Source organism: Botrimarina mediterranea, assembly GCF_007753265.1.
Taxonomy (GTDB): Bacteria; Planctomycetota; Planctomycetia; order Pirellulales; family Lacipirellulaceae; genus Botrimarina; species Botrimarina mediterranea.
This window is the reverse complement of sequence record NZ_CP036349.1, coordinates 1,881,605-1,893,916: the sequence shown is the minus strand read 5'-3', so window position 1 is coordinate 1,893,916 and position 12,312 is coordinate 1,881,605. Positions and strand designations below refer to the sequence as shown.

Here is a 12,312-nt window from a genome sequence, read left to right as displayed (position 1 = left end):
TATGCAAGCCGTGATCACTGCCGTTGGCCCCGACCACCGCGGCCTGGCGGACCCGATCGTCCACTCGGTCACGGAACTCGGCGCGAACATCGCCGAGATCCAGATGTACGACCGGGACGACGCGCACGTCTTCTCGATGATGACGCGCATCGAGCTCGAGCCCGCGCGCTACGCCGACCTCCGCGACGCGATGGTCGACGTCTCGAAAGAGACGGGCCTGTCGATCCGCACTTGGTCGCCCGACCTACCGAAGCTAGAGAACCGCAAGCCGCGACTGGCGATCTGCGTCACCTACCGGCCCGAGACGCCGCTCGCCGTGCTGCGGGCGATCCGTGATGGTCGAATCCGCGGCGAGGCGACCGTCGTCCTCAGCAACCGTCGCAAGCTGCAAGGCGTGGCCGAGCAGTTCGGCGTCCCGTTCCGGCTGATCGGCGACGACGCCGGCGAGCCGAATGACGACGCGATGATCGACATCTGCGACGAGCTGTCGATCGACTACGTGGTGCTCGCCCGTTACATGCGGGTGCTGCCGGCGGCGAGCTGCTGGAAGTATGCCGGCGGGCGGATCATCAATCTGCATCATGGCCTGCTGCCGAGTTTCCCCGGCATGCGGCCGTACCACGAGGCCTACGCCAGCCGAATGCTCGCCTACGGGGCGACCTGCCACTTCATCGTCCCGGAGCTGGACGCGGGCAACCAGATCATCAATCAGTCCACCTACTCGGTCTTACCCGGGACGAGCCTCGACGAGGTCGTCCGCCGTGGGCAGGAGGACAACGAGCCTGACTGCTTGGTCGAGGGGGTCCGCCGCGTTGTGGACAACGAGGTGCGTCTGCACTTTAACCGAGTAGTCGCTGCGCATAGCGTGGGGTGAGCGGCGGCGGGTGGCGGATTATCCTGGTGAACGAAGGGAAGGTCTTAGCCGGGGGCGGTAGCCCTCGGTGTGCAGCGCCTGCTCACTTCACTCCGAGGGCTACCGCCCACGGCTAAGGCGTCGATGGAGTGGATCGGCGCGCTAAACAGCTCGCAGTCCTCGCCAACGACCTCGCTCAACCCGCCTCACGATGATGACCCGCACGCTCTTGGCCCTGGGCCTCAGCTTCGTCTGCCTCGCCTCCACGGCGGCCGAGCCGACCACCAAACCCGCGGGTCTTAAGCCCGGCGACACGGTGATGATTGTCGCCCCCTCGGGCGACCTCGATGAGGAGCGCATCGAGCTGGCCGTCGAGCGGCTGAAGGAGCTGGGCTTCAAGGTCATCGTCCCGGAAGACGTCTACAGCCAGTGGGGCTATCTGGCCGGCAGCGACCAGCGTCGGGCAGACGAATTCATGAAGGCGTTCACCGACCCCGAAGTGGACGCCGTCTTCCCTGGCACCGGCGGCTACGGCGTCATGCGGATGCTCGACCTCTTGGACTTCGACAAGATCCGCGACAACCCCAAGGTCCTGATCGGCTTCAGCGACATCACGGCGCTCCACATGGCGCTGGCGAAGAAGTGCAATCTGGTGACGTTCCACTCTCCCAACCCGCAGTGGGGTTTGGGGAGCGACGAAGGCTTTCCTGCGTACAACGCCAAGTACTTCTGGCGTTGCTTGATGGCGGACCAAAACGACGGCGACGAAGGCTTCACTTACGAGACGCCCGACGGGGCGCCGCTCCGCGTTATCGCCCCGGGCGTCGCCGAGGGGACACTGTGCGGCGGCAACCTGACGCTCGTCGCCAGCCTGACGGGCACGGAGTACGAGCTCGATACCGAAGGTCGCGTTCTCTTCCTGGAAGACGTCCGCGAATCGCCCTACCGCATCGACCGCATGCTCCGCCAGCTCAAGCTGTCGGGGCAACTCGACAAGCCGGCGGCCGTGATCCTCGGTCAGTTCAGCAAGTGCGAGTCGGACGGCGACGGCTCGAGCCTGGCGCTCGCCGAGGTGCTGCTCGATTACTTCGCCGACGCCACTTACCCGGTGGTCTACAACTTCCCGGCCGGGCATGTAAAGGACAACGCCACGCTGCCGCTGGGAGTGCGGGCACGAGTCGACGCCAATCAGCGTCGGGTCAGCGTGTTGGAGAACGCTGTATCGGCGCCGTGACGGGCCTTTCTTTAGCGGCGTTTTTCTTTCCGAGAGACGCCAAAACCCGGTGAAACTGGGGTTGCTTGGGCCGCTTGGGGCTCCTACTTTCCCGCCGCCTCGGGTCGAGTCCCGGGGTTGGTCTCTTCTACCGGACCAAACTAGCAGGAGCAATCTGCGCCGATCGCGCGGCCTACGGGCCGCCGTCGTTGCGGTGCGCTGACTGAACGCACTAGCTCGGGCCCACCTCGATAGGGAAGTCAGGGATGCCAAGCCGTTTCGCCCCCATGCTGGCGCTCGCCGCATACGCCACGCTGCTCGCCGCGAACTCTGCCCCCGCGCAGCAGCTCGAGATGCCGAGTGACCCGCTCGCCGGGACGGTCATCGAAACCGATGGTCCCTCGCCGAGTGCGACGACGCCCTCGATGAGCAGCGCCAACGTCGTCCCTTCGGGCGGTGACATCTCCATGAGCGGCGGCTCTCCGAGCTCCATGTACTCATCGGGTGCGTACTACAACCCGACGCTCGGCGCTCACCTCCGCGCCACCTACACGACGCAGAGCTACGGCCAAGAAGATGGTCAGTTGTCGCTCGGCACAATGAAGCTGTTCGGTGCGGACGGCGGCATGTCGTTCATCGACGGCCAAGTCACGATGAACGACGCCTCGAACGTCGGCTACAACCTCGGCATCGGCTACCGCTGGATGACGCTGCCGCTCTTTCCGTTCAGCCCCGACAGCCAGAAAATCGGCGGCGTCAGCCTCTGGTCGGACGGCCTGAGCAAGGGTGACGGCACCTTCTTCCCGCAGGTCGGCGTGTCGCTCGAACTGTTGGGCGACCACCTCGACTTCCGCGCCAACGGCTACATGCCGGTCGGCGAACGCACGCAGACGCGTGACTTCTTCCAGACGGGGCAGCTGACCTACTCCGGCAACTCGCTCGCCACGCAGCTGCAGGGCGTCGCGGATACGGCGCTGAACATCGGCGAAATAGAACTCGCCGGACGGATCGCCAACTACGACGCCTGGGTCTTCGGCGGCGGCTACGGCTTTAGCGGCGGCGAGTTCGAGGGCGGCGGCGGCAAGGTGGGTCTGCGTGGCTACGCGACGCCCGACCTGATGGTCTCGGTCGCGATCGCCAATGACAGCGAGTTCGACACCAACACCCTCGTCAACCTTACGTGGTTCATCGGACGCACCCGAGCGGAGAACTGCCCGCGGGGCGAGCTCAGCGACCGCTTCCGAGAGCCGGTCCTCCGCAACAACTACGTCGCGTTGCAGCAGTCGACGGTCTTCGAGGCTGGCGGGCCGTTGCTTGATGAAGACGGCCAAGCCTTCCGCATCGTCCACGTCGATAGTTCCGCCGCGCCGGGCGGCGACGGCTCGTTCGAGAACCCCCTCGACTCGATCGGCGACATCCTCACCAACAGCCAGACGGGCGACATCGTCCTCGCTCACGGCGGCAGCGTCTTTAGTGGACAGTCGGCGGTGCTCCAGAACGAGCAACTCTTCGTCGGCGAAGGCGGCAACAACCCCTTCACGGTCACGCAGTTCGGCGGTCGGATGTTCACGCTGCCCGAGACCGCGCCCGGCGCCCTGGCGGGCCCCGTGCCGCAGATCAACAACCCCACCACCGCCGGCGTCGTCCTCGCTGACGACAACACGGTCCGCAACTTCTCGTTCAACGGCGGCGTCAACGCGATCACCTCGGACACGGTCAACGGCTCAAACAACGCGACGCTGCAAGACCTGACCATCGCCAACACGACCGGCAACGCGATCAACCTCGTCTCGGTCACGGCCGCCGACGTCGATGACCTCGACGACGACGACGACACCTCCGAGACGGTCAGCCTGCTCGGCGCGGTCGCGATTAGCGATGTCACGTTCTCTGGCAGCGGCGGCAGCGACATTTTCATCGATGGCGAGGCCGCCAGCGCCGACAACATCCGCGCCCAACAGATCGCGATCTCCAACATCGAATCGAGCGGCGCCGCCAACGCGAGCGTCGACATCCGTAACACGACGAATGTCACGGGCAGCTCGACGAGCATCACCAACTACGACTACGACGGCGGCGCCACCGGCGGCGGCGGCCTGCTCTTGACCAACACCGGTTCGAGCACCGTCGTCACCGAGTCCGACTTCACCGGCGGCACGGGCCCGGCCATCCGCGCCGACGGCACGATCGGCAACGTCGTCTTCGGCTCCACAAACTCGATCAGCAACATCACCGGCAACGCCGTCGAGATTGAAGGCAACACCGGCACGGTGAACGTCAGCTCGGGCATCGAGACCGACGCCACGGTCAACGGCGGCACCGTGCAGATTGTGGCCAACGAAGGATCGGTGACCATCGGCGGCAGCATCGAAGCCAACGAAGCCTTGAGCCTCGACATCCTCAACGCGAAGTCTTCGATCAACGTTGGCGGCGTCAACACCGGACCCGGCGGCGGCAACACGTTGATCACCAACACGGGTGCGGTAGACGCCATCCGCATCGTCGATGACGGGACCGACTCCGACACCAGCAGCGAGATCGCCGTCACCATCAACGGCGACGTCACCAACGAGGGCGGTCGCAGCCTCTTCGTCGACAACATCAATGACACGGTCCAGTTTGCCGGCGACATCACCGACGACGGGGCCGGCATCCGTATCGAAGACCTCGCCTCTGGCGCCCAGGTCAACTTCGGACCGCAGGTGACGCTGAACACCGGCACGAATGCGACGGCGGCGGTCTCGCTCAACAACAACGACGCCGACTCGGTCGTCGATTTCATCGGACTCGACATCACGACCACGACCGGAGACGCCATCGTCTCCAACGGCGGCGAACTGAATGTCAGCGGCGCGGGCAACACGATCAGCGTCGCCGACGGCCAGGCGATCAACATCACCAGCACCTTCAGCCAGTCTTCGGGCGGCGCAGGCGCCTCCGACGGCCTGAACTTTACCGAGATCGACGCCACCGACGGCAGCGGCGCCGCGCCGATCAGCATCGTCGACTACGACGGCCGCGTTGTCCTCGGCTCAGCCGGCGCCGCGAACGACAGCACCCTCAGCTCGACCGGCACGGCGATCGTCCTCACCGACGTCACCAACGCCACCATCACCAACCTGACGATCGACTCGTCGACCGGCACGGCGATCGACATCGACAGCGACAACTCGACGGCCTCGAGCGTCACGCTGACCGACGTCACCACCAACAACGGCGTCGCCACCGCGGTCAACGCCACGCAAGGCGCCACGGCAGGCAACCTGAGCCTGACGATTAACGACAGCACGATGAATCAGACGACCACCGACGGCCTTGTGCTCGACGGCGTCGATGGAACCGTCGCGGTCAACGACACGACATTCAACGACGGCGCCGGCAACGGCGTCCGCATCGTCGGCGGCGACGGCACGTTCACCTTCGACGAAGAAGTCGAGATCACCGGCAAGACGGGCACATCGTTCGGCGTGAACGGCGGCGCCGGCTCGATCACCTACGACGGCTCGATTACCAACTCCGTCGGCAACTCGGTCCGGATCGAGAACCGCACCGGCGGCAGCGTGACCTTCGGTCCTGATTCGACGATCAACGACACGGGCGAGGGCATCGTCGTCACCGGCAACACCGGCGGCAATCACAGCTTCCTCGGCGAGACCAACGTCACCTCGACCACCAACGACGCCGTCACCGTTACGAACAACACCGCGGGCTCGACATCCTTCGCCGACCTCGACGTCGAGACGACGACCGGCCGCGGCATTGTGGTCGATGGCAATACCGCATCGACCACCTTCACCAGCGTCGACGTGACGACCACGACCGGCAACGCCGTCGAGGTCACCAACAACAACGCGGGCTCGACGACCTCGTTCTCGGACCTCGCCATCGCGACCGGCAGCGGCGCGGCGTTCACCGCTTCTGGCGGCGGCACGGTCGGCGTCAGCGGGACCACCAACACCATCACTACCGAAACGGGTGACGGCATCGAGATCAACGGCATGGCGATCGCCGCGGGCGGCGTCAACTTCGACGAGGTCAACGTCGGCACGACCGGCCCCGCCGCCAGCGCCGTGTTCCTGCAGGACAATACCGGCGGCATCGTGTCGATCGGTAGCGCCGCCAGCACGACCGACGGCGACGGCGGCGAGTTCAACACCACCGGCACGGCGGTCACCGTCACCAACTCGTCCGGCTTGACGATGCGGAACGTCGATATCACCGCGTCGGGCGACCCATCGATCGACATCAACAGCACCAACGGCACCGACATGAACGTGCTGCTGGTCAACGTCGACACGCCAGACAACGTGACCATCGACCACACCGGCGACGGCGACGTGGTGTTCACCTACAACAGCTCGACCGTGAACGGCGACATCATCGCCAACCACAGCGGCGATGGCACGTTCGACTTCAACAGCTCGAACCTCGACGTCAATGGTATGGTGGACGTCAACGCCACCGACGGCGGCGAGTTCGACTTCTTCGCCAGTAACTTGGATATCAACACGGGAGGCGACGTGGTGGGCCTCGCGATCGACATCGGCGGCTCGGTCCCAGACGCGGACATCTCGCTGACCGGCTCGTCGACGTCGATTACCACCGGTAACGCCTCGGCGATGGTGCTCAACGCCACCGACGCAGACGTCCGCTTCGCCCTCTCCTCGGCCGAACTGACCAACAACAGTGCGGACCAAACGTTCTTGCTCCAGGCCCAGGGCACGGCGGGCATCGAGGCGACGCTCACCAGCAACTCGATCGACAACAACGGCGCCGGCGACTCCTTGCTAATCGACAACTTCTCGTCGGCCTCGACCGACCTGAGCTTCAGCAACAACTCCGGCTCGAGCGGCGACGGGTTGGTCCTCCGTAACCGCAGTGCGTCGATTAACCGGTTCCAAATCATGTCGGACGACCCGGCGACGCTGGACGACGACAACAACAACGACGTCACCTTCCGTGACCCGGCTAACGCCGTTCCGGCCGACCCGACGACGGTGTTCGACTTTGATCCTGACCTGAGCGTCACGGCCCCGTCGAACTGACCGAGTCGGCTAGAAACGACAAGCAAAGCGGCCGGCGTCGGAACCTTCCGACGCCGGCCGCTCTTTTTATTCCCGCTTGCGGGTTAAGCTGAGCGGCATGCTTGCCAAGACCCTTACTTGTGGCGCCTGCGGTTGGCGGACTGTTTGCGGGCCCGCCGACATCGCCTCGCGGCTGCGGCTGGTGGGGATGCTGCGTCGTGACGGCGACCCCGACGAGGCGATCATGGCCGCGCTGCTGCCCGAGGCCGCCGCGCGGATGACCTGCCCGGGGTGCAAGCGGATCGGCCTGGTGGTCGGCGACGCCGATGAGGCCGATGACGATTTCGGAGACGGGGACGATTGGCAAACCGCCGTCCTCTGCGACCGCTGCCGTCGGCCGATCGACCCCGAACGGCTCGAGGTCTTCCCCGACACCCGCCGCTGCGTGGCCTGCCAATCGAAGGCCGAGGCGGGCGAGCCCGAACCCGACGAACCCGAGTACTGCCCGCGCTGCGGCTCGCTGGTCGAGCTACGCGTTAGCCGCGGCGGCGGGCTGACGCGCTACAGACGGTTCTGCACGGGGAACCCCTCGTGTCGGTTGTAGACTTCGCTACCGTTTCGTGGCGAGCCGGGAACGTCAGCGACGGGAGTAGAAGTGAGGACGCGGGGTCACTCCGGGCGCTCACGCTTCCGGCTCGCCGTCTGTCCGTAAGGATTGGTCGGTCGCGGCGCCACCCGCCGCTAGCGCCGACGGCTCAAGTTAGCGGCGCGTTGCGGCGGCTAGGCCGATCATTGCCAGGAAGAGCGCCGTCGGTTCGGGGACCGCGATCGAAGAACCAGAGCCCGCAGCCATGTTGCTCGCCGAGAAGGGGTCGAGCGAGGACGACGACGAGAACGACGAGGCGCCGCTCGTTGAGTCGCCAGCCATCGGCAGGTCGTCGAGGCCAAACGCGTTCCGCAGCGGACCAACAAACAGCGTGTTGTTCTCCGAGATCACGGTGGCCGTCTCGATCAAGACGAGGTCGCCGTCCGAAGCGAGCGGCACATCGGTGTAGGCGAGGCTCCCTTGCTGACCCACCGCCGCGCTAAGGTCGATTTTCTCGAGCCCCATGATGCGGTCGATCACTGTCATGTCGGCGATCTCTGCGAAGGGGACAAAGCCCTGGTCATCGAGAAACGAGTTGTCGGTGAGATTCACGAAGAAGCTCGCCGAGCCGCTGTTGGGGCCAGCCGACGAAAGGGCGAGCGAGATCGTGCCGCGGGTGTTGGTCAACGCGCTGGTGTCGAAATCGACCTGCCCGTCGTTGTTGGCGTCGACGACGACCGGGTCGAACGAGTTCGTGCCGTCAAAGCCAAACTGCGGGGTCTCGCTGAGCTGCCGGCTGTCGCTCGTGAAGCTGCCGATCTGGAGAACGAAGTCCTCGACCGCTCGATTCACCACCGACTTGCGATACACGCCCGCCGCGACGTTGGCGAGCATGTTATCGACGAGCGGCTGGAGGTTGGCGTTGTTGGTCGGGTTGAGCAGCATGTCGAACGCGCCGACGCTGGTCTGGAAGCGGACCGTCTGGGCCGGCGCGACCGAGGCGGCGGCCAGGACTAGCAGAGCGAGCGGGGCGAAGCGTTTAGCGCTGAACATGTCGAATCGATGCCGGGCAACGTAGTGGAGGGCGTCCCCTCAAGCCTTGGAGGGGTCTCTCCAGCCTAGTCAGAACGTCCCGGACCGTCCCGCCATCGACAAGGTTTTTCGCCCCTCCGTAGGTCGCCAGCCCCTACAAACGGCCCACGGGGGACCTTCCGACCGGCCTAGAACTGGTGGCCTTTGGCCTGCCGGGTGGGTATCATCCTCGTTCCCCCGCCTTCCCAATTGCCGCCGTAATGCCCCCCTTTCGCCGTTTTGCCCCCCTCCTGACGCTGCTCGCCGCCGGCTGGCTGTCTGCCGTTGCCGGGGCCTCGGAGTTCCGTGAGACCGAGCGGTTCGCCGACGCCGTCACCGCGGTGGACAGCTATGTCGCCCAGTATGGCGCCGAGAACGTCTGGCTGGTGGTGGACATCGACAACACGCTCCTCGCCATGCAGGGCGATCTGGGGAGTGACCAGTGGTTCGAGTGGCAGGAGTACCTCGTCTTCAACGAGCCCGACTCGCCCGAACTCGTCGCTGAGGACTTCGACGGGCTGCTCGACGTGCAGGGCCTCCTGTTCACGCTCGGCAAGATGCGGCCGCCCGAGGCGGACCTCCCCGCGATGGTGAAGAAGACGCAAGACGCCGGCGTGGCGACGTTCGTCATCACGTCCCGCGGCGATGCGTTCCGCGCCGCGACCGAGCGCGAGCTGAGCGCTGCCGGCTACGACATCGCCGGCCACGCCCCCGCGATGAGCAAGGCGCCGCAAGGGGAGTTCCTCCCCTACGAGCTCTCGTGCATCGAGAACTACGGCATCCGCCCGAGCGAGGCGAAGCTGTTCGGCCTCAAAGAGGCCAGGCCGATCTCGCTCGAAGGGGGCGTCATGATGACCGCCGGTCAGCACAAGGGCGCCATGCTGCTGGTGGCGCTCGAGTTCGCCGACCATCCGCCGAAGGCGATCGTCTTCGTCGATGACCACGCCCGGCACGTTCACCGCATCTACGACGCGATGTCGCGGCACGACATCGAGTGCACCGCCTTGCAGTACAAGGCCGAAGACAAGAACGTCGCCCGCTTCCGCTACTGCGACAAGCGTGAGGTGACCGAGAAGTGGCGGCGGCTCGAGTCCGCGCTGAAGGAAGTGTTCACCCTCCCCGGCGCCGACGCCCCTGTCGATGAGGCTGTCGAGAATCCCGCCCACGCCACCGCCGACGCCGCCCCCGAGCGGGCCGCGTCGCACTAAAGCGGACATACGCGGCCGTGGCCGAATACGATTTGATTGCGACCGCCGCCTTCGGCCTTGAGTCCGAAGTGCGTCACGAACTCGAGACGCTCGGCTACCCCGCGCGCATCGCGAGCCCGGGGCGCGTGCTCTTCCACGGGGACGAGCAGGCGATCATCGAGACGAATCTCTGGCTGCGTTGCGCCGAGCGGATTCTCATTCGCGTGGCCGTCGGCCCAGCGAACGATTTTGGTCTGCTCTTCGACCTCGTGCGTGGGGCGCCATGGTCCGACTGGATCCCCGCCGACGGGCAGTTCCCGGTCCGCGGCCGGTCGTACAAGTCGCTGCTCACGAGCGTGCCGGCGTGTCAACGGATCGTGAAGAAGGCGGTCGTCGAGCAACTCCGCGCGGGTCACGGAGTCGAGGAGCTTCCAGAGACGAGCGGTGACTACGCCATCGAAGTCGCCATCGCGAACGACGAAGCGTCGCTGTACCTAGACACCACCGGCGTCGGTCTCCACAAACGCGGCTACCGACCGCTGGTGAGCGAGGCGCCACTCCGTGAGACGATCGCCGCCGGCATGGTGCGGTTCAGCCGGTGGCGTCCCGACCGGCCGTTCTGGGACCCGTTCTGCGGATCGGGGACGATCGCGATCGAGGCGGCGATGATCGGCCGCGACATCGCGCCGGGTTTGCGACGGACATTTGCCTGTGAAGCATGGCCCCGCATCGGGGGCGAGGGCTGGCGCGCCGCGCGCGAAGCCGCCGAGCGTCGCGTCAAACCGGCGCTCGAAGAGCGGCTCTCCGCAACCGACATCAGCGAAGACGCCCTGAAGATCGCCCGTCGCAGCGCAACCGCCGCCGGCGTCGCCGACGACATCCACTTCCAGATCCGCGACTTCGCCGATCTCTCCAGCAAACGCGACTACGGCTGCCTCGTCACCAACCCCCCCTACGGCGAACGCATCGGCGAGGCCGAAGAGGTCCGGCGCCTCTACCGCTCGATGCCGACGGTATTGCGACGTCTCAAGACTTGGTCGCACTATCTGTTGGCCGCGAACCCCGAGTTCGAGAACCTCGTCGGCCAAGGCGCGTCGAAGCGGCGGAAGCTGTTCAACGGGCGGATCGAGTGCGCGTTGTATGAGTTTCATGGACCGAGGAAGCCGAAAGACGGAGGACGGCCGAGGAGGGACGAGAGACGGGGGACGGGGGACGAGGGGAAGGTGGCGGTCTCGAGCGATGTGGCTACCGAGTCGGACACGCCTGCCGAACCCTCAAGCCTCAGGCCTCAAGCCTCACCGCCACGACCGCCGCAGGCGTTCGGCGGACTTAGGCCGGAGGCGGAGCGACAAGCCACCGAGTTCGCCGCGCGGCTTGGCAAACGCGCTCGGCATCTTCGTAAATGGCCCACGAAGCGCGGGATCACTTGCTATCGGCTCTACGACCGCGACATCCCCGAGCTGCCGTTTGCGGTCGATCGTTACGAGGACGCGGTCGTCGTCGCCGAGTACGAGCGGCCGCACGAGCGGACGCCGGCGGAGCACGCCGACTGGCTCGATTTGATGATGAAGACGATCGCTAAGACGCTCGAAGTCCCGCGCGCCGAAGTCTTCCTCCGCAAACGCGAACGCCAGCGCGGCGAGGCCCAGTACGAACGTGTCGCCGACGAGGGGGCGTTCCGTGTCGTCAACGAGGGCGGCCTACGGTTCCGCGTTAACTTGTCGGACTACCTCGACACGGGGCTGTTCCTCGACCATCGCCAAACGCGCGGCATGGTCCGCGAAGCGGCCGCCGGCAAGCGGGTGTTGAATCTGTTCGCTTACACCGGCTCGTTCACCATCTACGCCGCCGCCGGTGGCGCCGTGAAGACAACGACGGTCGACCTTTCGCAGACCTACCTCGACTGGACCGCCGAGAATCTCCGGCTCAACGGCTTCGAGCCGGGCATGACGCACTACCTCGCCCGCGCCGATAGCCGGGCGTATGTCGATAGCCTGCCGCGCGAACCGCAGTTCGACCTCGTCGTGGTCGATCCGCCGACGTTCTCGAACTCGAAGCGCCTCGACGACGATTGGGACGTGCAGCGCGACGGGGCGCCGCTTCTGAACGCGATCCGCAAACGCCTCACCGACGGCGGCCTCGTCTACTTCAGCACCAACTTCCGCCGCTTCAAGCTCGACGAGTCGGCGCTGACGGGCTACGCGGTGCGTGAGATCAGCAAGCAGACCGTGCCGGAGGATTTCCGGAACGAACGCATCCACCGCTGCTGGCGGTTGACGGCGGTTTGAATGCGGCGTGTCGCGGGTTCACTCCGGGAGCTGACGCTTCCCGGCTCGCATGTAGCGGGCTAGGGATTGCTGAGCCGTTCGGACTGCATG

At 65.9% G+C, this 12,312-nt stretch carries 7 protein-coding genes; 6 read left to right on the top strand and 1 reads right to left on the bottom strand.

The features are described from left to right. The first annotated feature begins 1 nt into the window (after nt 1). The 4 genes from Spa11_RS07535 to Spa11_RS07520 all read left to right on the top strand — a co-directional run bounded on the left by Spa11_RS07535 (nt 2) and on the right by Spa11_RS07520 (nt 7,694). Complete coding sequence (locus tag Spa11_RS07535) at nt 2-874, top strand: formyltetrahydrofolate deformylase (RefSeq protein ID WP_145116930.1); 873 nt, start codon at nt 2-4, stop codon at nt 872-874. Between the two features lie 190 nt (nt 875-1,064). After that, complete coding sequence (locus Spa11_RS07530) at nt 1,065-2,087, top strand: S66 peptidase family protein (protein WP_145110183.1); 1,023 nt, start codon at nt 1,065-1,067, stop codon at nt 2,085-2,087. Nucleotides 2,088-2,332: 245 nt separating this feature from the next. Beyond that, a complete protein-coding gene (locus tag Spa11_RS07525) occupies nt 2,333-7,111 on the top strand; it encodes a beta strand repeat-containing protein (RefSeq protein ID WP_145110181.1) in 4,779 nt (1,592 codons plus the stop codon). Nucleotides 7,112-7,208: 97 nt separating this feature from the next. Then, on the top strand, nt 7,209-7,694 hold the full coding sequence (locus Spa11_RS07520) for a TraR/DksA family transcriptional regulator (protein WP_145110178.1): 486 nt from the start codon (nt 7,209-7,211) through the stop codon (nt 7,692-7,694). Between the two features lie 156 nt (nt 7,695-7,850). Here the strand turns inward: Spa11_RS07520 and Spa11_RS07515 are convergent, their stop codons facing one another. Beyond that, nucleotides 7,851-8,729, bottom strand: coding sequence for a peptidylprolyl isomerase (locus Spa11_RS07515; RefSeq protein WP_145110175.1), 879 nt, complete (start codon nt 8,727-8,729; stop codon nt 7,851-7,853). A 239-nt stretch (nt 8,730-8,968) separates the two neighbouring features. On the opposite strand from Spa11_RS07515, the gene Spa11_RS07510 reads away from it, so the two are divergent. Further along, nucleotides 8,969-9,955: a DUF2608 domain-containing protein gene (locus Spa11_RS07510; protein ID WP_145110172.1), complete on the top strand. Its 987-nt coding sequence runs from the start codon at nt 8,969-8,971 to the stop codon at nt 9,953-9,955. A 17-nt stretch (nt 9,956-9,972) separates the two neighbouring features. Beyond that, nucleotides 9,973-12,222 (top strand): bifunctional 23S rRNA (guanine(2069)-N(7))-methyltransferase RlmK/23S rRNA (guanine(2445)-N(2))-methyltransferase RlmL, encoded by a 2,250-nt coding sequence (rlmKL, locus tag Spa11_RS07505; RefSeq protein WP_145110169.1) that lies wholly within the window; start codon nt 9,973-9,975, stop codon nt 12,220-12,222. Nucleotides 12,223-12,312: the final 90 nt, after the last annotated feature.

Excerpts from the sequence above, each read along its gene's own strand:
- Spa11_RS07535 (WP_145116930.1), top strand. The coding sequence starts at position 2 with ATGCAAGCCGTGATCACTGCCGTTGGCCCCGACCACCGCGGCCTGGCG.
- Spa11_RS07530 (WP_145110183.1), top strand. The coding sequence starts at position 1,065 with ATGATGACCCGCACGCTCTTGGCCCTGGGCCTCAGCTTCGTCTGCCTC.
- Spa11_RS07525 (WP_145110181.1), top strand. The coding sequence starts at position 2,333 with ATGCCAAGCCGTTTCGCCCCCATGCTGGCGCTCGCCGCATACGCCACG.
- Spa11_RS07520 (WP_145110178.1), top strand. The coding sequence starts at position 7,209 with ATGCTTGCCAAGACCCTTACTTGTGGCGCCTGCGGTTGGCGGACTGTT.
- Spa11_RS07515 (WP_145110175.1), bottom strand. The coding sequence starts at position 8,729 with ATGTTCAGCGCTAAACGCTTCGCCCCGCTCGCTCTGCTAGTCCTGGCC.
- Spa11_RS07510 (WP_145110172.1), top strand. The coding sequence starts at position 8,969 with ATGCCCCCCTTTCGCCGTTTTGCCCCCCTCCTGACGCTGCTCGCCGCC.